The sequence below is a fragment of the Haliea sp. genome (assembly GCF_040222615.1).
Lineage (GTDB): Bacteria > Pseudomonadota > Gammaproteobacteria > Pseudomonadales > Halieaceae > Haliea.
Window position 1 is genome coordinate 1 of record NZ_JAVKCQ010000122.1, and the last position, 22,589, is coordinate 22,589.

Below are 22,589 nucleotides of genomic sequence, written 5' to 3' on the forward strand. Positions count from 1 at the left end.
TAATTCTGGAAGCTGGCGATATAGCCGATGGGGGCATCCAGCCAGACATAGAAGAACTTGCCGGGCTCGCCGGGGATTTCGAAACCGAAGTAGGGCGCATCGCGGCTGATGTCCCACTCCTGGAGCCCGGCGTCGGTCCACTCCCGCAGTTTGTTGGCAATCTGCGGCTGCAGGGTGCCCGAGCTTATCCAGGCCTGCAGCATGTCGGCCAGCGCCGGCAGGGTGAAGAAAAAGTGAGTGGATTCCTTCTGCACAGGGCGGGCGCCGGAGATGGCCGAGACCGGGTCGATAAGATCCGCCGGAGTGTAGGTCGCACCGCAGGCTTCACAGTTGTCGCCGTACTGGTCCGGTGTCTTGCAGCGGGGGCAGGTGCCCTTGATGAAACGGTCGGCGAGGAACAATTGCTTTTCCGGGTCAAAGGCCTGGACGATGGCGCGGCTGGCGATGTGGCCATTGGCCTTCAGGCGCCGGTAGATTTCCTCGCTCCAGTAACGATTTTCTTCTGAGTGGGTGCTGTAGTAATTGTCGAAGCCGATGTGGAAGCCGGCGGCGTCCCGCTCGTGCTCGGCCTTGATCCGGGCGATCTGCTGTTCCGGGCTGATGCCCAGCTTTTCCGCGGTCAGCATGATGGCGGTGCCGTGGGCATCATCGGCACAGACGTACAGGCAGTCGTTGCCCCGGGATTTCTGGAACCGGACCCAGATATCGGTCTGCACCATCTCCAGCAGGTGCCCCAGATGCAGGGAACCATTGGCGTAGGGGAGGGCGCTGGTTACCAGGATCTTGCGCGCGCTGCTGTCGGGCATCGGCTTGAACATTCCATGCGAGAAAAAAGGGGCGTCACTATAGCGGTTTTACGCCCCGGTTTCACGCCGGTCATTGTCCATTCCGCGGCAACTCCCTATACTGGCGGCCGCGAGTTCCGGCCTTCCGGCGCGACCCATTCACCGATCGACAGACCCCCGGCCCGCCATGAACAAGATCAAGCACATTATCGCCGTTGCCTCGGGCAAGGGCGGTGTCGGCAAATCGACCACCGCCGTCAACCTCGCCCTCGCCCTGCAGGCCCTCGGAGCCCGTGTCGGCTTGCTGGACGCCGATATCTATGGCCCCAGCCAGCAGCGCATGCTCGGCATTGCCGAGGGCACCAAGCCCGAGCAGCAGGATGGCCAGTGGTTGTTGCCGGTAATGGCGCACGGCCTGAAAACCATGTCCATGGGCTATCTGGCGAGCGAGCGTACGCCCATGGTCTGGCGTGGGCCAATGGCGGGCGGTGCGCTGGTGCAGATGCTGGAGCAGACCCTGTGGGGGGAGCTGGATTTCCTGGTGATCGACATGCCCCCGGGCACTGGCGACATCCAGTTGACCCTGTCGCAGAAGGCGACGGTGGCGGGCGCGGTGATCGTTACCACGCCCCAGGACATCGCCCTGCTGGATGCCCAGAAAGGGATCGAGATGTTCCGCAAGGTCGACGTACCGATCCTGGGTATTATCGAGAACATGGCGGTCCATATCTGCAGCCAGTGCGGGCACGCGGAGCATATTTTTGGCAGTGAAGGTGGCGAGCGGGTGGCGCGTGAGTACGGCGTTCCCCTGCTGGCAAGCCTGCCGCTTGCGCTGTCCATTCGCGAGCAGACCGACGCCGGCACTCCGACGGTCATGGCCGCGCCGGAGTCCCCGGAAAGCGCGCTCTACCGGGAAGCCGCGCGGGCCATCCAGGCCGCCCTGGAGGGCGACAGTGCCGGTGGCGCGCACCCCTTTCCCACAATCAGTGTGTCCGACGACTGAACGGAGCGAACCCGCAGGTGAGTATCAAGGCAGACAAGTGGATTCGCCGCATGGCGGAAGAGCAGGGCATGATCGAGCCCTTTGAACCGGGCCAGGTGCGCTCCGATGGGGAGCGCAAGCTGATCTCCTATGGCACCTCCAGCTACGGCTACGACGTCCGCTGCTCGGAGCACTTCAAGGTGTTCACCAATATCAACTCCGCCACGGTTGATCCCAAGGCGTTCGACGAAAACAGCTTTGTCGATGTGCATGGCGCGGTCTGTGTCATTCCGCCCAATTCTTTCGCCCTCGCCAGCACCGTGGAGTACTTCCGTATTCCGCGCAATGTGCTCACTATCTGTCTGGGCAAGTCCACGTATGCGCGCTGCGGCATCATCGTCAACGTAACGCCGCTGGAGCCTGAGTGGGAGGGGCACGTCACCCTGGAATTCTCCAATACCACGACGCTGCCGGCCAAGATCTACGCCAACGAGGGTGTGGCGCAGATGCTGTTCTTCGAGTCTGATGAAGTCTGCGAAATCAGCTACCGGGACCGTGGTGGCAAATATCAGGGCCAGCGGGGCGTAACCCTGCCGCGAGCCTGAGTCGCGGCAACTACTGCCGGGCGGCGGAGGCGACCACTTCGGTGCCGCCAATGCGGGCATGCGAGAGCAGCACTTCGACCGGCTTCTCGTCCTCGATATGGACGGTCTTGACCATCAGGTAGTCCCAGTCCGGGGCGAACCAGATGTCGGATTCGCGGTCCGGGTCCTCATGCAGGCGCTCGAAATGCAGCGCGTTCACGGGACCCAGTGGCGTTTCCAGGATTTCATCGCCCACATAGACCAGTTCGTAATCCTTGACCCGCTTGCCATCGGCGATGCGTACCAGGATGTTTTCGCGCGGGTTGTCCTTGCTGAGCAGGTGTAACCGCAGCTGCTCCTGCTGGCTCAGCCGGTCGAGGGTGCCCTCTGTGTACGGCAGCTCGTACCACTCTTCCTTGTAAAGACTGCGGACGGTTTCGGCGCCCGGCGTGAAGTGGACCTCGCGTCGCCGGTTGATCAGCCCGGTGCCCTGGTAAATGTAGGAACGCGGCTTGATCTGCGCTTCGTCTACCTCGAAGACGGCAACCTCGTGGAAGCCTACCACCAGCAGCTTGCCGCCGTTGGTCAGTGTGTAGCCGCCCTGGCCATCGGTTTTCAGCTCTCGTTCCAGGGTAACTGTCATGCCGCGTGTGGTCGTGGCGTACTCAGCCTGGTAGGGCTGCAGCAGGGTGGCAGCGGGTGCCTGCTCCGAATCCTCAGCCAATGCGCTGCTGGCCGCGGTCAGCAGCATCGTGGCGTACAGCATCCTGCGGCCGATACGGGATGCCGCTCGCGGGAATCTTCTGGCCATCAAGAAATGCTCCTTGTTCGTTCAACGTCAACCGCCCCTGCAGGAACCAAAGCGCCGCCAGCGGGTAGATTTCATGTTCCAGGGTAATAACGCGCTCGGCCAGGGCGTCTGCCGTATCATCGGGCAGGATGGGCGCCCTGGCCTGCAGTACCGGCGGACCGCCGTCCAGTTCCGGTGTCACGAAGTGAACCGTGCTGCCGGCTTCGCTGTCACCGGCATCCAGGGCCCGCTGGTGCGTGTTCAACCCGGGATACTTTGGCAACAATGAAGGATGAATGTTCAATAATCTACCGGCAAAAGGTGTGATAAATACCGGGGTCAGGATGCGCATGAAGCCCGCGAGAATCACCAGGTCGGGGCGCGCCTGTTGCAGGCGCAGGACAAGAGCGGTGTCGAAAGCCTCCCGGTCCGGGTAGTCGCCGTGGGCAATACAGGCGGTCTCCACGCCACCCTGGCGGGCGATAGCGAGGCCCTCCGCGTCGGCGCGATTACTCAGCACGAGGCAGACCCTGGCCGGCAGAGCGCCGCGTTCACAGGCCTCCAGGAGAGCCTGCATGTTGGACCCGCGCCCGGAAATCAGGATCGCGATGCGGCCTGCGCCGACGGCTGCCATCAGGCCAGCTCCACCCCGTGTGTACCGGCAGTGATGTGGCCCAGGCGCCAGGCGAGCAGGCCGCTGTCGGCCAGCGTCTGCAGCGCCGGCGCCACCGACTCCTCGGCTACACACAGGACCATGCCAACGCCGCAATTGAACGTGCGGTACATTTCCGCCGTGGCAACATTGCCCCGGGACTGCAGCCACTGGAAGATCTCCGGCCACTGCCAGCTGCCGGTATCAACCACGGCGCGACAGCCCGCGGGAAGCACGCGAGGCAGGTTCTCGGGCAGGCCGCCGCCGGTGATATGACTCAGGGCTTTAACTTCGATTTCCCGGAACAGGGCCAGCAGTGGCTTCACGTAGATGATGGTGGGGGTGAGCAGGGTCTCGCCCAGCGTGCTGTCGGCAAACGGCTGCTGCAGGTCGGCGCCGCTGACCTCGATGATCTTGCGAATCAGGGAGTAGCCGTTGGAGTGGGGGCCGCTGCTGCCGACGGCAATCAGGCAGTCTCCCGGGGCAACCTTGCTGCCATTGATAATCTCGTCTTTTTCCACTACGCCGACACAGAATCCCGCCAGGTCATAATCCTCGCCCTCGTACATACCCGGCATTTCGGCGGTTTCGCCGCCGACCAGGGCGCAGCCCGCCAGTTCGCAGCCCCTGCCAATGCCGGTGATGACCGCCGCCGCCGTGTCCACATCCAGGGCGCCGGTCGCATAGTAGTCGAGAAAGAACAGGGGCTCTGCACCGGCCACGACGAGGTCATTGACACACATGGCGACGAGGTCAATGCCGATGCTGTCGTGGATGCCCATGTCCATGGCCAGGCGCAGCTTGGTTCCCACCCCGTCGGTACCGGAGACCAGAACCGGCTGACGGTAGCCAGCGGGCAGCTCGCACAGGGCGCCGAAACCGCCCAGTCCGCCGAGAACCTCCGGCCGTGCGGTGCGCCGGGAAACCTGCTTGATACGCTCCACCAGGGCATTGCCGGCGTCGATGTTGACGCCCGCGTCCTTGTAGCTAAGGGGAGTGCCCCCGTCTTGTGTACTCATGGTCATCCGGATCCGGGTCAGGTGCAGGTGGCTGCAGTTTCAGGGCTGCGTATTCTAGCCTTAAACGCTGGCTGATTCACGCCGGCGGCATTTTTCACGATGTAGTCAACAAGCGGCTTCCGCAGCCCCCTGCGGGTGCTGCTACAATGCCAACCCTGTATCTGTGCTGTGGAGGCTGGCTTTGACGAGGACCCTGTGGGCTGTGTTGTGCCTGGCGCTGCTGGCGCCGCGTGGCGCGGTGGCGGCAGAACTGGTACGCGACCTCTACATCGCCGATGTTCCGGTCAGCGATCGCAGCAGCGCCGAACTTGCCAGGGCCTCTGCCGAAGGGCTGGCGCAGGTGCTGGTCAAAGTGGCGGGCAGTGCCGAGGTGCTGGCGCTGCCGCCGGTGGTGGAAGCGGTAGGCGGTGCGCGCGCCCGGGTCCTGCAGTACTCCTATGCGCGCGTCGATCCCCCGACCCCGGGAGCGAGCCCCGGCCTGGCTGCGCGGGTGGAGTTTGACCCGGTCCAGGTGCGGGAGCTGTTGGCGTCCGCCGGAGCCCCGATCTGGACGGCTACGCGCCCGGTGGTGCTGGTCTGGCTGGTGGTGGAAGACGAAGCGGGCCGCCGCTTTGTCAATACCGGGACCCATCCCGAGCTGGTGACGGGCCTTGCCGACGGCTTTCGTCGTCGGGGCGTGCCGGTGCGGTTCCCCCTTTTCGACCTCGCCGATACCACGGCGCTGGACCCGGACGAGGCCTGGAGCCTGCCGGCGCCCCTGCTCATTGCAGCCTCTGCACGCTACGGGGCTGCGGAGATTCTCGCCGGGCGTATTGCCGTGCTCACCTCCGGTGAGATCGCCGGGGAGTGGGCCTATTTCTCGGTCACTGGCCGGCAGGGTCGCAGCGTGGTCCGTGCCGCCGATGATGAATTCCTGCGCCAGGGGGTGGCCATGGTCGTTGAGGACATGGCCTCGCGCTATGCCTTGACGGTTGCCGGCGGGGCGGGCGACGGCCTGCAGATGACGGTAGCAGGGGTGGCCAGCTACGCGGACTACACCGCGGTCCTGTCCTGGCTGGAAGGCCTGGAACCGATTGCCCGGGCCCAGGTCACGGCCATCTCCGGCGACACGCTCAGCCTGGTACTGACCGCGGACGCCGACGCGGCGCAACTCGCGGGTGTTATCGAGCTGAACCCGCGCCTGCGGCCGCGCAACGGCTCCCCAACAAACGGCTTGAGCTACCAATGGCGGAACTAGATCCCACCCCGCGTCCGTGCAGCGCTGGCCTCTGGCCCTGGCGGGAGCAGCCCTGCTCGCCGGAGCATTCTACCTGCTCCAGCCCATCCTGCTGCCCTTCGTGCTGGGTGCCCTGATCGGCTATCTGGGGGATCCGCTGGTAGACAGGCTGGAGCGCCGGGGTCTGGGTCGCACCCTGGGCGTGGTTGTGGTTTTTGTCTTCTTTACCGCATTGATGGTGCTGGCGGTCCTCGTGGCGATACCGCTGGTGGTGCAGCAGCTGGATGCCCTTCTGCAGAAAATCCCTCAGTTTTATCAATGGCTTACGGATGTCCTGGTGCCGTGGTTGCGGAGCCGCCTGAGCGTTCCCGCAGCGCACTTGCCGGAAATTGACTGGTCGGGCCAGCTGGCGGAGCACTGGCAGTCTCTGGGCAAGGTTACAGCCACCACGGTCAAGAATATTACCGGCTCGGGCGCCGGCCTGCTGCTGGGGCTGTTCAATCTGGCACTGGTGCCGGTAGTCGCGTTCTACCTCATGCGCGACTGGGACATCCTGATCGCCAAGTCTCTGGATATTGTGCCGGTCGTATGGCACGACAGCGTGACCACGATGGTGCGCGAGGCCGATGAGGTGCTCAGCGCCTTCCTGCGCGGCCAGTTTCTGGTGATGTGTTCTCTCGGCGTGATTTACAGCGCTGGGCTGTGGCTGGTGGGAATACAATTCGCCCTTGTGCTCGGAGTGATTGCAGGGCTGGCCAGTATTGTCCCCTACCTGGGTTTTCTGGTGGGCATCGTCATTTCCTGTGCCGTGGCCTACGCCCAGTACCAGGAATGGACCATGCTGCTGTGGGTGGCGCTGGTGTTTGGCGTGGGCCAGGTGCTGGAGAGCGTGCTCCTGACCCCGGTGCTGGTGGGAGACCGGATCGGTCTGCATCCCGTAGCGGTGATTTTTGCGCTCATGGCAGGCGGTCAGCTGGCGGGTTTCGTGGGCGTGCTGCTCGCCCTTCCTGTCTCTGCCGTGATCATGGTGTTTGTTCGCCACGCCATCGCCCGCTACCGGGCCAGTCACCTGTACGGCGGAGAGTAACGGGGTGACAGCAGGTCCTGCCCGGCAGCTCGCCCTGAACATGCAGCTGCGCGACGACGCCACTCTCGCCAGTTTCCTGTCGGCCCCCGCCCTGGAGCCGCTGTTGGCCGCTCTGCGGGGCCAGGCGGGGGCTGCCGGCGAGCCGCTGGTGTTTCTGCATGGTCCCGCTGGCGTGGGCAAGTCCCACCTGCTGCAGGCCGCCTGTCATCTTTTGCCCGCGTCCAGCTGTTATCTGCCCCTCGCGGAGCTGCACAGCCTGCCCGGGGACGATTTGCTGCAGGGGCTGGAGAGCCGGCAACTGGTGTGCATCGACGATGTCGACGCCGTGGTTGGCGATGACGGGTGGGAGCTGGCACTGTTCCATTTCTGCAACCGTGCCCGGGCAGCCGGTTGCCGCTTGCTGTTCAGCGCCGCCGCCAGCCCGCGGCAGTTGTCCGTGACGCTGCCCGACCTGCAATCCCGTCTGGGCTGGGGCCCGGTGTTCCAGCTGCCCGGCCCGGATGACGAGCGTAAACAGGCAATACTGCGCTTCCGCGCCCGCTGCCGTGGACTGGACATGCCGGCAGAGGTAAGCCGTTACCTGGTCAGCAGGGCGCCGCGGGGCCTGGCGGACTTGATGCGCCTGCTGGCAGCCCTGGATTCGAGGTCCCTGGCCGAACAGCGGGCACTCACGGTGCCCTTCGTCAAGCGGGCGCTGGGCCTCTGACCGTCCGCCGAGTTGGCAACATCGCAAAAACACCGTAATTATTCCGCCACCACAACGCTGGATATGCGGAACACTCACGGTATCCTTGTCGGCATCAGGCAAGCATTCGCGAGTCTGGCCAGTAACCACACAGGAGTTTATGGAATGAAGCAAAGGATTCTCGCAGGCGTTGCTGCTGCTGCAGTGACGGCAGTGGCCATGTCTGCACCCGCCGTTTCCGAGGTGCCGCTGACAATCAACGCGGGCATCGGCTACTGGCACTTTGACGGCGACCGGCGGTTCGACGACACCGAGACTCCCTGGCTGGGCCTCGAGTACGCGTTTACCGATAACTGGGCGGCGGAAATCCTCTACGCCGAAGACAGCTCGCGCTTCAGCGACGGCATCAAGGCCGATGTCTCGACCTGGCAAGTGGGCATGCTGTACTACACTGGCAGCTATCTCGGCGACGGCAATCGCGTGCGGCCCTACCTTGCCTTCGGCATGGGCGAGATCGACATTGACGCCGGTGCCTTCGACACGGTGGAAACCACTGCCAACGCCGGCGCTGGCGTGCGCTGGATGCTGACCCCGCGTTTCGGTGCCCGTCTGGAAGCCCGGCTGCTGCACAGCCTGGATGAAAACGAGAACGATTTCCTGTTCAATGCCGGCGTAAACTACTACTTTGGCACGGTTTCCGAGCCCGCTCCGGCTGCTGCGCCGGCGCCGCTGGACTCCGACGGTGATGGCGTCACGGATGATCGTGACCAGTGCCCCGGTACTCCGCGCGGAACCCGTGTTGACTCCGTCGGCTGCCCGCTGCCCGTGGCCCAGGTGGCCTCGATCAAGCTGAAGGTCAACTTCGACTTTGACTCCTCCGTGGTCAAGGAACACTACTTCGCTGACATCAGCGAGCTGGCGGCGTTCCTCAAGCGTTTCGACGACCTCCAGGTCGACGTTGAAGGGCACACTGACAGCGTTGGTCCGGAAAACTACAACCAGCAGCTGTCCCAGCGTCGCGCCCAGGCTGTAGTTGATCTGCTGGTAAACCAGCACGGCATTGCCGCGAGTCGCCTGGAAGCAGTCGGCTATGGCGAGGCCCGTCCGGTCACAACCAACGATACCGCCGCAGGCCGCGCTGAAAACCGCCGCGTAATGGCGACCCTGGAAGTGGAATACAAGGAGTAATCCTTGCGCCCGGCGGACGACTTGCTAGCCTAGCGTAAAGTCGTCCGCATCCAGGTGGCAGGGAAACCGTTCGCGGTATGCCACAAGATCGGCACCGTTCAGCACCGCGCTGACGGTGCCGTTTTTGTTTTCCAGGTCTGCCAGTACTTCTCCCTCTGCGTTCAAAGCCATGCTGTCCCCTGAATAATCCAGTCCCCTGGCGTCCTGCCCGATACGATTTACCCCCACGACACAGGCCAGATTTTCGATTGCCCTTGCCGGCAGCAGCGCCCGCCAGTGCAGCCGGCGTGCCGCCGGCCAGTTGGCCACAAACAGCATCAGGTCATAGTCATCCCGGTTGCGGCTGAACACCGGGAAGCGCAGGTCGTAGCAGACCTGCAGATGGATGCGCCAGCCGCGCCAGGGGACGATGACCCGCCGGTGTCCCGCGGCATAGCGCTGGTGCTCGCCGGCCATGCGGAACAGGTGCCGCTTGTCGTAATGGCTGAGGCCCTCGGGAGTTGCGAACAGCATGCGGTTGTAGACGGCGTCGCCCTCGCGCACCGCGATGCTGCCGGTGATGGCGCAGTTCCGTTGCCGGGCCAGGTTCAGCAGCCACTGCTCGGTTGCGCCGCCCGGCTCCTCGGCGTTGGCCAGCGCATTCATGGAAAACCCGGTCGTGAACATTTCCGGCAGCACGATCAGGTCGGTTTCATCCCCTGACTCTGCCAGCAGGGCCTCCAGGTGTTGACGATTGTCGGCCGGGGCCTCCCAGGCCAGCTCGCATTGCACCAGGTTTACGGTCAGATTCTGCATAATCGCTCCGCTGCCCGCAGCAGCTGCTCATCCTGCTTGGCGAAGCAGAAGCGCAGCAGCCGCTGCGGTGGTCTTTGTTGATAGAACACTGAAACCGGGATGGAGGCTACGCCCGCTTCCCGGGTCCATTGCTCGCACAGGACGGTGTCGTCGCTGGCGCTGATGGCGCTGTAGTCCAGCAGCTGAAAGTAGCTGCCGGCGCTGGGCTGTAGCGTGAAGCGGGAGTCCGCCAGCGCGGCGCAGAACAGGTCGCGTTTCCGCTGGTAGCCCGCCGCCAGCGTCAGCGCATAGTCCGGCTCTGCGGTCATGAAGTCAGCGAGCGCCTGCTGCACCGGCGTCACCGCGACAAAGCAGACGAACTGGTGCACCTTGCGCAGCTCCGCGGTGAGCGCCGGCGGGGCAACGCAATAGCCGGTTTTCCAGCCCGTGACGCCAAAGGTTTTGCCGAAAGAGAACACTGCAAAGCAGCGCTCCCGGAGCCCGGCAAACTGCAGGGCACTGTGATGGCGGCGGCCGTCATACACCAGGTACTCGTACACCTCGTCGCTGACCACCAGCAGTCCGTGGCGGGTGACCAGCTCCTCCAGTTGCAGCAGGTCTTCCCGGCTCATGACGGCGCCGGTGGGGTTGTGGGGGGAGTTGATTACCAGCAGGCGGGTTCTGGCACTGATGGCCTGTTCGATCCGCTCCCAGTCCGGGGCAAAGGCAGGGGCGTTCATGGGCACGTGGACGGGAACCCCTCCCGCCAGGATCACAGCGGGCCGGTAGCTGTCGTAGCAGGGATCCAGCAGGATCACCTCCTCCCCCGGGCGCACGCAAGCGGTAATTGCGCAGTAGATAGCCTCGGTGGCGCCGGGGACCACGGTGATCTCGGTCTCCGGGTCACAATGCACCCCGCGATGCCTGCGCAGCTGGCTCGCAATCGCCTCACGCAGCGCCGGCAGCCCCGCCATCGGGGCGTATTGGTTGTGCCCCTCCAGCGCATGGCGGGCCAGGGCCGCGCGCAGGGCATGTGGCGGCGGGAAATCCGGGAAGCCCTGGGACAGGTTCAATGCCCCGTGCTCCTGGGCGAGGGCAGACATGCGGGTGAAGATGGTGGTGCCGACATCCGGCAGCTTGCTCTGCAGCATGGCCTCGGGGTCCTAGAGCTGGGTGTCCAGCGGTAATTCGGTGCTGTTCTTGATTTCGGTCACTGCCATATGGGAATGCAGTTCGCGGATTGCCGGGCTGGCGGTCAGCGTATTGCGCACGAAGTCCTCGTAGTGGCGGATGTCCCGGGTCACGATCTTGAGCATGTAATCCCAGATGCCGGTCATTGTATAGCACTCCATGACCTCCGGGTGGCGGACGATGTCTTGCTCGAAGCTCATCAGATTCTGGCGCCCGGTGGAAGTCAGGTTGATGGTGGCGAAAACCACGACCTCCATGCCCAGGCGGGCGCGGTCGAGGAGGACAACCCGGCGCTGGATCAGCCCCTCTTCCTCCATGCGGTTGATCCGGCGCCAGCAGGGGGACTGGGACAGGTTGATTCGCTCGGCAATTGCCGCCGTACTGATGGTCGCATCGCGCTGCAACAGCTTGAGAATCTCCACGTCTTGTTTGCCGAGAAAACTGGACATTCATTCCTCCTGGGTGAATTTTGGTGCATAAACTATGCCTATTAGAGCGGAAAATCCCCCCAAATCAAATAACAATTCCTATACTTTTCAGGGACACTACGCGCTCTGGAGGAGCTGCAAGCATGGGTACAGATAACAGCAAGGCAATCCACAAGGTGTCCCTGGACGACAAGTACGCCCTGGACACAGCCCGCGCCTATATGACCGGTATTGAGGCACTGGTGCGGCTGCCCATGTTGCAGCACCAGCGCGACCAGCGTGCGGGACTGAACACGGCAGCCTTCATTTCGGGTTATCGCGGCTCACCCCTGGGCGGGGTTGACCAGGCGCTGTGGAAAGCCCGGCCCTGGCTGGCGAAACACAACGTCCACTTCCAGCCCGGACTCAACGAAGACCTGGCGGCGACCGCGGTCTGGGGCAGCCAGCAGACCAACCTCTTCGCCGGCGCCAGGTACGACGGCGTGTTCGGCATGTGGTACGGCAAGGGTCCCGGTGTCGATCGCAGCATGGACGTCATCAAGCACGCCAACGCGTTCGGCACCTCCCGCTTCGGCGGGGTGCTGGCTGTTGCCGGCGATGACCATGCCTGCAAGTCGTCTACCCTGCCGCACCAGTCCGAGCACATGTTCATCGGTGCCTCGGTACCGGTACTGAGCCCGGCCAACGTGCAGGAGGTGCTGGACCTCGGTATCTTCGGCTGGGAACTGTCGCGCTACAGTGGCTGCTGGGTCGCCCTGAAGGCGATCACGGAGAACATGGACTCGGCGATCTCCGCGGACATCGATCCCAACCGGATCAGTATCGTCATTCCCGAGGAGTTCCAACTGCCCGCGGATGGCGTGCATGGCCGCTGGCCGGACAAGCCGCTGGAGCAGGAGTTACGGCTCAACAAGTACAAGATCTATGCGGCCCGGGAGTTCGCCCGGGTCAACAACCTGAATCGTATCGTGGTGGATTGCCCCAACCCGCGTCTGGGGATTATCACCACCGGCAAGGCCTACCTGGATGTGATGCAGGCGCTGGAGGACATGGGCATTGACGATGCCGTCGCCGCCGAGATTGGCCTGCGCGTCTACAAGGTCGGTATGCCCTGGCCGCTGGAACCTCGCACCACCCACGATTTTGCCGAGGGGCTGGAGGAGATCCTGGTTGTGGAGGAGAAGCGCTCCATTATCGAGGACCAGCTTACCGGGCAACTGTACAACTATCCGGTTGCCGCCCGGCCCCGGGTCATTGGTGAATTCGATGAGGAGGGCCGCGATCTGCTGCCCAACCTGGCGGAGCTGACACCGGCCATGGTCGCGCTGGCCAGAGCGAGCCGGGTCCGGCGTTTCTACCAGTCCGAGACCATGGACCGCCGCATACGCTGTATCGAGCAGAAGGAAGTCTCCCTGGCACAGCCGCGCGAGACCATCGAGCGGGTACCTCACTTCTGCTCCGGCTGCCCGCACAACACCTCAACCAGAGTCCCCGAGGGCAGTCACGCTTTCGGCGGGATTGGCTGCCACTACATGGCCACCTGGATGCCGGACCGCGAGACCCACACCTTCACCCAGATGGGCGGAGAGGGTGCGACCTGGATCGGCCAGGCCCCCTTCACCGACACCAGGCACATCTTCCAGAATCTCGGCGATGGAACCTACTTCCATTCGGGGCTGCTGGCGATCCGGGCCGCAGTCGCCTCCGGGGTGAATATAACGTACAAGATCCTCTACAACGATGCGGTCGCCATGACCGGCGGCCAGCCTATCGACGGCACCCTCACGGTGGCGGACCTGATCAACCAGGTGTCAGCCGAGCGCGTCAACCGCATTGCGCTGGTGAGCGATCATCCGGAGGCCTGGCGCGGCCAGTTCCACGGCGTTGCCGGCTTCAGCCTCCACCACCGCGACGAGATGGATGCCCTGCAGCGGGAGTTGCGCGAATATCAGGGCACGTCGGTTATGGTCTACGTGCAGACCTGCGCTGCGGAAAAGCTCCGCCGGCGCTAGAATGGTAGCCTCGAGGATCCCGCCAAGCGCCTGTTCATCAACGATGCGGTCTGCGAAGGCTGCGGTGACTGCAGCGTCAAGTCCAACTGCCTGTCGGTGATACCGAAAGAAACCGAGCTGGGCCGCAAACGCCAGATCGACCAGAGCTCCTGCAACAAGGACTACAGCTGTGCCAACGGGTTCTGCCCCAGCTTCGTCTCCGTGATCGGCGGCAAGCTGCGCAAGCCCGACGGTGCCGGGGCCGATGTCGATACCCTGTTCGACCCGCTGCCGGAACCCGTGCTGCCCAGTCTGGACAAGCCCTGGAACACGGTGGTGACGGGGGTGGGCGGTACCGGAGTCCTGACCATCACTGCACTGGTGGCAATGGCGGCGCACATTGAGGGCAAGGGCTGTGCCACCATGAACCAGACCGGTCTGGCGCAGAAATTTGGTGCGGTGGTAAGCCACGTCCGGGTCAGCGCCAGCCAGGACGAAATCAAGGCCGTGCGCATTCCCGCGGGCGAGGCCGATCTCCTGTTGGGCTGTGACCTGGTAGTGACCTCCACCTATGAGGCTCTGGGCAAGGTCGCCCAGGGGCGTACCCACGCGGTCGTCAACGACGCGGAAGTGCCGACGTCGGCGTTTATCCTGGACCCGGACGCGCGTTTCCCCACCGCGGCGATGAAGGCCAAGGTCAGCGACGAGGCCGGTGACGCCGCGACATTCTTCATCGACTCAACCCGCATTGCCACCCAGCTGCTGGGAGACTCCATCGGCTCCAACCTGTTTCTGCTTGGCTATGCCTGGCAGCAGGGCCTGGTGCCGGTGTCGGCAGTGGCCCTGGAAGAGGCCATCGAGTTGAATGGCGTCGCCGTCGGCTTCAACAAGGAGGCATTCCTGTGGGGACGGCGCTGCGCCCATCAGCCGGAGCGGGTACTCGAACTGGTCGAAAAACTGGCGCCAGAGGTACCGGCGCGACTGCAGGGCGTCGAGGAGATTGTCGACGACCGCGTTGCCCGGCTCACGGACTACCAGGACGCGGCCTATGCGCACCAGTATCGGCAGCGGGTGGAGCGTGTGCTTGCGGCCGACCCGCGCGCCGGGGAGGCGGACAGCGTCAGTGTCGCCGTGGCCCGAAATCTTTACAAGTTGATGGCGATCAAGGACGAATACGAGGTGGCCCGTCTCTACAGTGATGGAGAATTCCTGCGCAAGCTGGAGCGCCAGTTCGAAGGCGACTACGAGTTGCGCTTCAACCTCGCCCCGCCCCTGTTCAGCAAGCGCGACCCCAATACCGGGCACCTGGTCAAGCAGGAGTTCGGCCCCTGGATGCTGCGGGCCTTCGGCTTGCTGGCCCGCCTGCGCTTCCTGCGAGGCAGTGTCCTGGATGTTTTCGGGCGCACTGAAGAGCGGCGACAGGAGCGTGCCGACATCGGGGACTACCTGGCACTGCTGGAAGAGCTGCTGCCGGCACTGAGCGGGGACAAGTACGCGGTTGCCCTTGAGCTCGCGCGCCTGCCGGGCAGGCTGCGCGGCTTCGGCCATGTCAAGGATCGCAACCGCGAGCTGCTGGCGCTGCGCCGGACCGAATTACTGCGACAGCTGCACGGCGATCCGGCTACACCGGTCACCATCGTCAATGCGGCCTGAAGCTCCCGATAACAATTAACTGAGGACCACTGCATGACTGTCTTTTCCGCCCCTGCCTGGGACCAGCACGAGCTGGTGGCGTTCGGCTCCGACCGGGCGAGCGGCCTGCGCGCGATCATCGCCGTCCACGATACCACCCTGGGTCAGGGGGTCGGCGGCTGCCGCATGTTCCCCTACGCCAGTGACGAGGAGGCCCTGCACGACGTGCTGCGCCTGTCGCGGGGCATGACCTTTAAATCCGCCCTAGCGGGCCTGCCCATGGGCGGAGGCAAGTCGGTGATTATAGGGGACTCCCGCCGGGACAAAACTCCGGCGCTGCTGCGGGCCATGGGTGACTTTGTCCACTCCCAGGGCGGGCGCTATGTGGCGGCGGAGGATTCCGGTACCGGGGTGGCCGATATACGCCTGATGGCCGAGCGCACGCCCCATGTCAGCGGCATGAACGACAATGAGTTCGGCGGCGACCCGTCTCCAAGCACCGCCTATGGTGTATTCCTCGGTATCCGTACCGCGGTGCGCCACCGGCTGGGCGTGGACAGCTGTGCCGGGCTCCGGGTGGCGGTGCAGGGCCTGGGTCATGTCGGTTACCACCTCGCCCGCCATTTGCTCGACGATGGCGCGACTGTTTACGGCGCTGATGTCAACGAGGGCAACCTGCGTCGAGCCGTCGACGAACTGGGGGTGTTGCCAGTGGCAGCGGATGAGATCCTCGCGCTGGAAGTGGATATCCTGGCACCCTGCGCGATGGGCGCGGTGCTCAACGATCGCAGTATCTCCGCCTTGCGCGCCGGAATCGTCGCCGGCGCCGCCAACAATCAGCTGGCGACCGCGGAGGACTGCGCACGCCTGCAGGATCACGGCATCCTCTATTGCCCGGATTTCCTGATCAATGCCGGAGGTATCATCGATGTCCACCATCAGCGGGTCGGGTCAGCTGACGCGGTAAAGCGCAGTCATATCGAGCGGATCGAACTCACGCTGGCGGAAGTCCTGCAGCGGGCGGACACCACGCGGCAGCCAACCCAAGAGATCGCCGAGGATCTCGCGCGGGAGTATCTTCGATCTGCTCCCGGGTTGAAAGTCGCCCCCCTGCCGTTGCAGGCAGCGGGCTGACGGCTCGGGTCAGAGTTGTGCGACCACCCTGTCGCGGCCCAGCGCCTTGGCCTGGTAAAGAGCCTCGTCGGCGCGCTGCAACAGGGTCTCCACATCCTTGTCACTGCTCAGGCAGGCGCTGACCCCGGCACTTATGGTCAGCGTGCAGTCTGCGCCCGTGCAGGCTGCGAGGTCGAGCCGGGCAATGCTGTCCCGCAGGCGGTCCGCCAGCGGGATGGCCTCGGTGCCGCTGGTGTGGGGTAGAACCACGGCGAACTCCTCGCCGCCATAGCGGCACAGCGTGTCCTGTTCGCGCAAGCCGGCGCCACAGTGCCCGGCGATTCGGCGCAGCACTTCATCGCCAATGAGGTGGCCGAAGCGGTCATTGACGGTCTTGAAGTGGTCCACGTCGAAGATGATCAGGGAAAACGGGCGTCGATAGCGCTGGAACCCTGAAAAATGGCTGTGCAGGATGTGCATCAGCTTGCGCCGGTTGAATATGCCGGTCAGTTCATCAAGCTCCGCCTGCTGTTGCAGTTCGAGGCGCAGCTGGTGACTTTCAGTAATGTTGCGGGCGACCCAGAGAACGGTCCGTTCGCCGTCGATCAGGGACGACAGGGGCTGAATACTGGCTTCGAACCAGAGTTCCTCCCGTGGCCCCGGAGTGCCATCCAGCGCCGGAATATCGCTTTCTTTCAGGCTGTAGTGGAGCGAACGCGGGCAATCACTTGCCAGCGCCTGGCGAATTTCCTGCAGGAACCCGTCGGCCTTGGGGACTGGCATGATGTCGTGCAGGGTCAGGCCCAGTAACAGGGAGCCGCTGTGGTAGTAACGGGTGTCTGCCCCGCCGAGCGTCATCGCGTAGCGGCCCGTCTCTGTCAGGACAAAAGCCTTGTCGGGAAGCAGGGTAAGAATTTCGAGCAGCAGGCTATCGCTATGGTTCAAGTCGGCGGTTCCGATTGGCTGCGCGGTGCTTCCCGGTCGCTGGGCTGACCGCAGTGGCTGTATCCATGGCCCAAGAATACCCCCAAGCCATTGCGGCATCCAGCGCGCCGGAGCGAAAGCTTCAGGCCGCCGCCGAGTCGGTGCTGCCCCCGGGCACGGCGTACTCCTGAGGCCCGAGCTGCAGGTAGCGGCGCAGATAGTGCACGCAAAGATAAAAGGGGCCGGTATCCAGCAGGGCCACGGTTGCCTTGAACAGGTAGTTGCTGCCGATCAGCACCAGCAGCGCCTGGAAAGTGACGTCCCCGCGCAGAAAGGCAGCGCCGAAAGTGACCGTGATCACCATCACCGAGTCGACCATCTGGCTCATCAGGGTGCTGAAATTGTTGCGTACCCAGAGGTATTTGCCCCGGGTGACCCGCTTCCAGAAGTGGAACAGCTGGACATCGCAGTACTGGGCGGCGATGTAGGCCAGCATGGAGGCGAAAACCGCCCCCGAGGTGGTCGCGTAGATCAGCTGATAGAGGCCAATACTGTCGCGCACGGTCTCGCCATTGGGAAGCATGACCGGCTCCGCCAGTTGCAGTATCTGCCACGGCGGCATGGCATCGGGGCCGACCGACGGCAGCGCATCGCCGAGGAAGAGCACGAACAGGATGAAGAAATTCAGCCCCAGGCCAACGCTCACCAGGAAGTTGGCGCGGGCGCGACCGTAGAGTTCACAGACCAGGTCAGTGCAGAGAAACGTCAGGGGGTAGGGGAGGACGCCGACCGCCAGTGCCATCGGGCCCAGCTGGATAAACCGCGTGATACCGATCACATTCAGCAGGGTCATGGCACAGAGGAATGTGCCTGCGAGCACCAGGAACACGCGCTCCCGGCGCTCCCAAATCACCGGCAGGGACGCCATTTCAGGCTTCCTTCTGGCCCAGGTTGGCGTGCAGCACGGCGCCGTTGATGACCGGGTTGCCGTGGGCCCAGACAATGAGCTCGGCAATTTCGCCCGGTTCTATCAGGCGCCCGAAGGCGTTCATGCCGCCGATCGCCGCCACCACATCCGGATTGTCCCCGATGTGGGTGCGCAGCATCTCCGTGTCGGTGAATCCGGGGCAGATCAAAGCAGTGTGGATGCCGCTGCCCATCAGGTCCTGACAACTGGCGCGCATCATCCCGAGCTGTGCGTGTTTGCTGATGACATAGCTGAAGGAGCCCGCCACTGCTTTTTCGGACAGGGTAGAGCCGATATACAGCAGGCTGGACCCCCGTGGCAGTCTGGGCAGCAGAGCCTGGTTGAGGCTGTTGACCGCCACGACATTGGTTTCCAGTACCTCCCGCAGGCTGTCGCTGTCACAGTCGGCGGCAGCGTCCTTGCGCATCTGGCTGGCATTGTGGAGCAGACAGACACTGGCACTGTCGGCGATAGCCGGTGCCAGCTCGCCGCAGGCAGCGGCAATGGACTCTGCCGATGCCAGGTCGCAGGCGAGATTGTGCACGCCCTGGTCAGGGCAGGGCCGGCGCGACAGGTTGTAGACACGGTAACCCATGCCGAGGAAGCGCTGCGCGGCGGCGCGCCCGATGCCGACGCTGGCGCCGGTGATGATTGCGGTGTGCATGGAACCCCCACTGTTGTTTGCCACAAATGGCCGCGGGCCTGAACCCGGCGGTTCAAGGTCTTACGCGCCGAATGCGCTTTCAGTTTGCGCCCGTCGGCCGTTCCCGACCGATTCCAGGCTGCGGGTATTGTGCCGCAGCGGTCCGCTCTTGCCTATTGTGCGTACACTCGGGACAATCAATTTTCTGTAACAGGCCGGAATCGTGCTATGGAGCGTCTGACTACGCTGTACATCGACAAGGAAAGCCACAAGTTTTCCGCAGCCCACTTTACTATCTTCTCCGCCAGCGAGCGGGAGCGCCTGCACGGGCACAATTATTCCGTGTCCGCGAAAATTGTCGCGCCAATGGGCGACAACGGCTTTGCAGCGGACTACAACGTCTACAAGCGCCGCCTGAAGTCGCTCTGCGACGCCCTGGACGAATACATGCTGTTGGCGGCAGACTCTCCGTACCAGCGCATTGAAGAGGACGGTGAGTATTACCGGGTCTACTTCGCCAGCGAGGAAATGCTGTTCCTGAAAGCAGATACCAGGGTACTGCCCCTGCGCAATGCCACCGTCGAGGAATTTTCCAGCTACCTGCTGCAACAGTTGTTGCTCCTCTCCGCGGCGGACGATCTCCGGGAGTTAGAGGTTTGTGTCGCGTCGGGTCCGGGCCAGAAGGGCTGCGCCAGCTGGCGCAAGCCCTGAACTCCGCTGCCTCGCTCAGGCGGCGATGCCGCTGTGCCGCAACAGGGGCTCGATATCCGGCTCGCGGCCGCGGAAAGACACGAACAGGCTCATAGCGTCCCGTGAGCCGCCCGCTTCGAGGATATGGCGGCGGAACTCCAGCCCCGTATGGGGATTGAAGATGCCTTCTTCCTCGAAGCGCGCAAAGGCGTCTGCCGACAGCACCTCTGCCCATTTATAGCTGTAGTAGCCTGCTGCATAGCCGCCGCCGAAGATGTGGCTGAAGCCGTTCTGGAAGCGATTCTCGGGAATCGCCGGCAGAACCGCCACTTCCTGTCGCACCTCGTCCAGCAGCCCCTGCACGCTTGCCTCCGGCTGACCCCAGAGCTGGTGCAGGCGGAAGTCGAACAGGGCGAACTCCAGCTGGCGTACCATCTGCATGCCCGACTGGAAATTCTTCGCCGCCAGCATCTTTTCCAGCAGTGCCGCCGGCAGTGGTTCTCCGGTCTTAACGTGACCGGAGATGAAGCGCAGTGCTTCGGGTTGGTGGCACCAGTTCTCCAGGAACTGGCTGGGCAGTTCCACCGCGTCCCAGGCTACGCCGTTGATGCCGGAGACCGCCGCCACCTGCTGCTGGGTCAGCATGTGGTGCAGGCCGTGGCCGAACTCGTGGAACAGGGTGGTCATCTCGTTTTCCGTCAGCAGGGAAGGCTGCTCGCCCACCGGCGCGGTGACGTTGCACACCAGGTAGGCGACCGGCAGCTGCAGTTCGCCGGCGCTGAGGCGGCGTACCCGGCAGCTGTCCATCCAGGCGCCGCCCTGCTTGTGGCTGCGGGCGTACAGGTCGAGGTAGAAGCGGGCGAGGGCGGTGCCGTCCTGGCGGATTTCAAACAGGCGTGCCTCGGGATGGTAGCTGTCGAAACCGGTCAGCTCCTCAACCTGTAGCCCGTACAGACGCTGCACCACCTCGAACAATCCCGCCAGTACCCGGTCGACCGGCAGGTAGGGGCGGATTTCTTCCTGCGAGACCTGGTAGGTTCGCTGGCGCAGCTTTTCACTGTAGTAGGCCACGTCCCATGGCTTGAGGTCGTCGAGGCCGTGCTCTGCTGCGGCGAACTCGCACAACTCACGCCATTCCTGCAAAGCCTGGGGCCGGGAGCGCATGGCCAGCTGGGTCAGGAACTCAATGACCTGGTCGGGTGAGTCCGCCATCTTAGTGGCAAGTGAGAGCCCCGCGTAGTTGGCGAAACCCAGCAGGCCCGCCAGTTCCTGGCGCAGGCCCAGGATCTCGGTGATCAGGTCCGTGTTGTCGAAACGCCCGGCGTCTGGGCCGACCTCCGAGGCGCGGGTAACATTGGCCGTGTAGACTTCCTGGCGCAGGGCCCGGTCATCGCAGTAGGTCAATACCGGGTAGACAGACGGGTATTCCAGCGTCAGCAGGCAGCCCTCCAGCCCCTTTTGCTCTGCCGCCTGGCGCGCACTTGCCAGCGCGGTAGCCGGCATTCCCGCCAGCTGCCCGGCAGTGACCTGTTTGGTCCAGGCGTTGGTGGCGTCAAGGACATTGTCGGTAAAACGGCTGCCCAGCTCCGACAGGCGCTGCTGAAGTTCACCATACCGCTGCTTTTCCGCGGCCGGCAGGGCCACGCCCGCGAGCCGGAAATCGCGCAGGGCGTTGTTCACGGCCTGTCGCCGGTCCTGGGCAAGGTCGGCGAAGTCCTCGCGCTCGGCCAGGTCGCGGTACGCCTCATACAGCGCCGTGTGCTGCCCCATCCAGGTGCTGTACTCGGACAGCAGTGGCAGGCAGGCGTTGTAGGCTGCTCGCAGGGCCTCGCTGTTAAGCACGCCATTGAGGTGGGCCACCGGGGACCAGCACTGGGACAGCTCGTCCTCCAGGTCCTCAATGGGCTGGATCAGGGACTCCCAGCTGTGCGGCCCGGGCGCGGCCAGCAACTCTCCGATCCGGCGTTTGTTGCGCTCGATCAGGAAGCTCACTGCGGGCAGTACGTGCTCGGGACTCACAGTCGAGAACGACGGCAGGGTATTCTTTTCCAGTAGCGGGTTGTCCATAATGCATCGAATTTTTTGGCAACAGAAGCTGCTTAGTTTAGCGGATTCTGGCACGGAGACGTAATGATTGCCGGACTGAGAAGACTTTTCGCCATCGGCTTCGCCTGCACAGCGGTTTTGGCGTCCGCCGCGCAGGCGCGAACACCATTCACGGTTGACGACGTATTCCAGCTGGGGTGGGTGAGTTCACCGCTGTTGGACCACAGGGGCGACAGGGTGCTGTACCTGCGTCACAGCATGGACATCATGCGCGACCAGCCGCGCAGTAATCTCTGGCGGGTAAATATCGACGGCAGCGAGCACCGCCCGGTGACGACCGGGCCTGACAGTATCAGCTCGCCGGCGCTGTCCCCGGAGGGCTCGCGGGTGGCTTATGTCCGCCGCGACGACACCGGCCCCCAGTTGTTTGTCAGCTGGCTGGATTCGGCCCAGACCGCGCAGTTGACGCGGCTGCCACAGGCCCCCGCCAGCCTGGTCTGGTCGCCGGATGGCAAATGGCTGGCGTTCAGGATGCTGGTGCCGGCACCGGCTCCGACCATCGGCACCCTGCCCAGGCCGCCGGCGGGTGCGCAGTGGGCGGATGCGCCGGAAGTGGTGGAACGGATGAGCTACCGCACCGACGGGGCCGGCAGCAAGCCCCACGGGTACCAGCACGTATTTGTCCTTCCCGCCGATGGCGGCAGCCCCAGGCAGGTGACTACTGGCAACTTCCACCACAGCGGCAATATCGCCTGGAGCGCGGACGCCGAGGCCCTGTACATTGTCGCCAACCGCAATCCCGACTGGGAGCAGGACACCCAGAACACGGACTTGTACCGGGTAGAGCTGGGTACCGGGGCTATCGTTGCCCTCACCGACCGCCGCGGCCCCGACACCCAGGTCACGGTGTCTCCCGATGGCAAGCTGCTGGCCTGGGTTGGCTGGGACGACCGCGGGCTGGGCTATCACCGGCACCGTCTCTATGTGATGGGTGTCGACGGCGGTAACCGGCGCGAGCTGTTGCCGGATCTGGACCGCAATATCCAGCAACCGGGCTGGTCCACCGATGGCAAGCGCCTGTTGTTCTACTACGATGACCGCGTCTAGGGGGTGGACGCGTCGAGGGATCTGGGCTACGTCGAGCGGCAGCAGCTGATTGTCACGGGCGGCAGCCGCGTCGGTCCACGCACAGCCTGGAGCGT

General features: G+C 64.0%; 22 protein-coding genes. 11 read left to right on the plus strand and 11 right to left on the minus strand.

Annotated elements, in window-relative coordinates; all coding sequences use genetic code 11:
- A partial coding sequence (locus tag RJQ10_RS09890) for a class I tRNA ligase family protein (protein WP_350146101.1) occupies window positions 1–806 on the minus strand: 806 nt, incomplete at its 3' end.
- 166 nt (window positions 807–972) lie between these two features.
- Between RJQ10_RS09890 and apbC the strand changes: the two genes are divergently transcribed.
- Together apbC and dcd are read left to right on the plus strand one after the other, a co-directional pair.
- Entirely contained in the window at window positions 973–1,788 is an 816-nt protein-coding gene (apbC, locus tag RJQ10_RS09895) for an iron-sulfur cluster carrier protein ApbC (protein ID WP_502880228.1), read from the plus strand.
- Window positions 1,789–1,805: 17 nt separating this feature from the next.
- Window positions 1,806–2,372 carry a dCTP deaminase gene (gene dcd / locus RJQ10_RS09900; protein ID WP_350146105.1) on the plus strand — a complete coding sequence of 189 codons (567 nt, stop codon included), beginning with the start codon at window positions 1,806–1,808 and terminating at the stop codon, window positions 2,370–2,372.
- Between the two features lie 10 nt (window positions 2,373–2,382).
- On the opposite strand, the gene RJQ10_RS09905 is transcribed toward dcd, so the two are convergent.
- Genes RJQ10_RS09905 through purM form a run of 3 tightly spaced genes read right to left on the minus strand, consistent with a single transcriptional unit; the run spans window position 2,383 to window position 4,818 of the window.
- Entirely contained in the window at window positions 2,383–3,102 is a 720-nt protein-coding gene (locus RJQ10_RS09905) for a DUF3108 domain-containing protein (RefSeq protein ID WP_350146107.1), read from the minus strand.
- The gene (purN, locus tag RJQ10_RS09910) at window positions 3,068–3,775 is read right to left on the minus strand and encodes a phosphoribosylglycinamide formyltransferase (protein WP_350146109.1); all 708 of its coding nucleotides are present in this window, start codon (window positions 3,773–3,775) and stop codon (window positions 3,068–3,070) included. Before purN ends, RJQ10_RS09905 begins: the two co-directional genes overlap by 35 nt.
- Complete coding sequence (purM, locus tag RJQ10_RS09915) at window positions 3,775–4,818, minus strand: phosphoribosylformylglycinamidine cyclo-ligase (protein ID WP_502880229.1); 1,044 nt, start codon at window positions 4,816–4,818, stop codon at window positions 3,775–3,777. The genes purN and purM overlap by 1 nt, the downstream gene beginning before the upstream one ends.
- Before the next feature lie 175 nt (window positions 4,819–4,993).
- On the opposite strand from purM, the gene RJQ10_RS09920 reads away from it, so the two are divergent.
- The 4 genes from RJQ10_RS09920 to RJQ10_RS09935 all read left to right on the plus strand — a co-directional run bounded on the left by RJQ10_RS09920 (window position 4,994) and on the right by RJQ10_RS09935 (window position 8,988).
- Window positions 4,994–6,049, plus strand: coding sequence for a DUF2066 domain-containing protein (locus RJQ10_RS09920; protein WP_350146113.1), 1,056 nt, complete (start codon window positions 4,994–4,996; stop codon window positions 6,047–6,049).
- A gap of 16 nt (window positions 6,050–6,065) precedes the next feature.
- Window positions 6,066–7,115, plus strand: coding sequence for an AI-2E family transporter (locus RJQ10_RS09925; RefSeq protein ID WP_350146115.1), 1,050 nt, complete (start codon window positions 6,066–6,068; stop codon window positions 7,113–7,115).
- 4 nt (window positions 7,116–7,119) lie between these two features.
- Window positions 7,120–7,821, plus strand: coding sequence for a DnaA regulatory inactivator Hda (gene hda / locus RJQ10_RS09930; RefSeq protein WP_350146117.1), 702 nt, complete (start codon window positions 7,120–7,122; stop codon window positions 7,819–7,821).
- Between the two features lie 144 nt (window positions 7,822–7,965).
- Window positions 7,966–8,988 (plus strand): OmpA family protein, encoded by a 1,023-nt coding sequence (locus tag RJQ10_RS09935; RefSeq protein ID WP_350146119.1) that lies wholly within the window; start codon window positions 7,966–7,968, stop codon window positions 8,986–8,988.
- A 24-nt stretch (window positions 8,989–9,012) separates the two neighbouring features.
- On the opposite strand, the gene RJQ10_RS09940 is transcribed toward RJQ10_RS09935, so the two are convergent.
- Genes RJQ10_RS09940 through RJQ10_RS09950 form a run of 3 tightly spaced genes read right to left on the minus strand, consistent with a single transcriptional unit; the run spans window position 9,013 to window position 11,402 of the window.
- On the minus strand, window positions 9,013–9,783 hold the full coding sequence (locus RJQ10_RS09940) for an amidohydrolase (protein ID WP_350146121.1): 771 nt from the start codon (window positions 9,781–9,783) through the stop codon (window positions 9,013–9,015).
- Window positions 9,771–10,913 carry a methionine aminotransferase gene (locus RJQ10_RS09945; protein WP_350146123.1) on the minus strand — a complete coding sequence of 381 codons (1,143 nt, stop codon included), beginning with the start codon at window positions 10,911–10,913 and terminating at the stop codon, window positions 9,771–9,773. The genes RJQ10_RS09940 and RJQ10_RS09945 overlap by 13 nt, the downstream gene beginning before the upstream one ends.
- 12 nt (window positions 10,914–10,925) lie before the next feature.
- On the minus strand, window positions 10,926–11,402 hold the full coding sequence (locus RJQ10_RS09950) for an Lrp/AsnC family transcriptional regulator (RefSeq protein WP_350146124.1): 477 nt from the start codon (window positions 11,400–11,402) through the stop codon (window positions 10,926–10,928).
- Between the two features lie 122 nt (window positions 11,403–11,524).
- On the opposite strand from RJQ10_RS09950, the gene RJQ10_RS09955 reads away from it, so the two are divergent.
- The 3 genes from RJQ10_RS09955 to RJQ10_RS09965 all read left to right on the plus strand — a co-directional run bounded on the left by RJQ10_RS09955 (window position 11,525) and on the right by RJQ10_RS09965 (window position 16,138).
- Window positions 11,525–13,393 (plus strand): indolepyruvate ferredoxin oxidoreductase family protein, encoded by a 1,869-nt coding sequence (locus RJQ10_RS09955; RefSeq protein WP_350146126.1) that lies wholly within the window; start codon window positions 11,525–11,527, stop codon window positions 13,391–13,393.
- A gap of 96 nt (window positions 13,394–13,489) precedes the next feature.
- Window positions 13,490–15,025, plus strand: a complete 1,536-nt coding sequence (locus tag RJQ10_RS09960) for a DUF6537 domain-containing protein (protein ID WP_350146129.1) — start codon at window positions 13,490–13,492, stop codon at window positions 15,023–15,025.
- A 33-nt stretch (window positions 15,026–15,058) separates the two neighbouring features.
- Window positions 15,059–16,138 (plus strand): Glu/Leu/Phe/Val family dehydrogenase, encoded by a 1,080-nt coding sequence (locus RJQ10_RS09965; protein ID WP_350146131.1) that lies wholly within the window; start codon window positions 15,059–15,061, stop codon window positions 16,136–16,138.
- A gap of 9 nt (window positions 16,139–16,147) precedes the next feature.
- Here RJQ10_RS09965 and RJQ10_RS09970 read toward each other — a convergent pair whose 3' ends face one another.
- The 3 genes from RJQ10_RS09970 to RJQ10_RS09980 all read right to left on the minus strand — a co-directional run bounded on the left by RJQ10_RS09970 (window position 16,148) and on the right by RJQ10_RS09980 (window position 18,672).
- On the minus strand, window positions 16,148–17,062 hold the full coding sequence (locus tag RJQ10_RS09970; protein WP_350146133.1) for a GGDEF domain-containing protein: 915 nt from the start codon (window positions 17,060–17,062) through the stop codon (window positions 16,148–16,150).
- Between the two features lie 121 nt (window positions 17,063–17,183).
- Complete coding sequence (locus tag RJQ10_RS09975; protein WP_350146135.1) at window positions 17,184–17,969, minus strand: queuosine precursor transporter; 786 nt, start codon at window positions 17,967–17,969, stop codon at window positions 17,184–17,186.
- Between the two features lies 1 nt (window position 17,970).
- The gene (locus tag RJQ10_RS09980) at window positions 17,971–18,672 is read right to left on the minus strand and encodes an SDR family oxidoreductase (protein WP_350146137.1); all 702 of its coding nucleotides are present in this window, start codon (window positions 18,670–18,672) and stop codon (window positions 17,971–17,973) included.
- Between the two features lie 207 nt (window positions 18,673–18,879).
- Here RJQ10_RS09980 and RJQ10_RS09985 point away from each other — a divergent pair, with 207 nt between their 5' ends.
- Complete coding sequence (locus RJQ10_RS09985; protein WP_350146139.1) at window positions 18,880–19,362, plus strand: 6-pyruvoyl trahydropterin synthase family protein; 483 nt, start codon at window positions 18,880–18,882, stop codon at window positions 19,360–19,362.
- A 15-nt stretch (window positions 19,363–19,377) separates the two neighbouring features.
- Here RJQ10_RS09985 and prlC read toward each other — a convergent pair whose 3' ends face one another.
- Window positions 19,378–21,408 carry an oligopeptidase A gene (gene prlC, locus RJQ10_RS09990; RefSeq protein ID WP_350146141.1) on the minus strand — a complete coding sequence of 677 codons (2,031 nt, stop codon included), beginning with the start codon at window positions 21,406–21,408 and terminating at the stop codon, window positions 19,378–19,380.
- Window positions 21,409–21,471: 63 nt separating this feature from the next.
- Here prlC and RJQ10_RS09995 point away from each other — a divergent pair, with 63 nt between their 5' ends.
- Window positions 21,472–22,494 (plus strand): TolB family protein, encoded by a 1,023-nt coding sequence (locus tag RJQ10_RS09995; protein WP_350146143.1) that lies wholly within the window; start codon window positions 21,472–21,474, stop codon window positions 22,492–22,494.
- Window positions 22,495–22,589 lie beyond the last annotated feature (95 nt).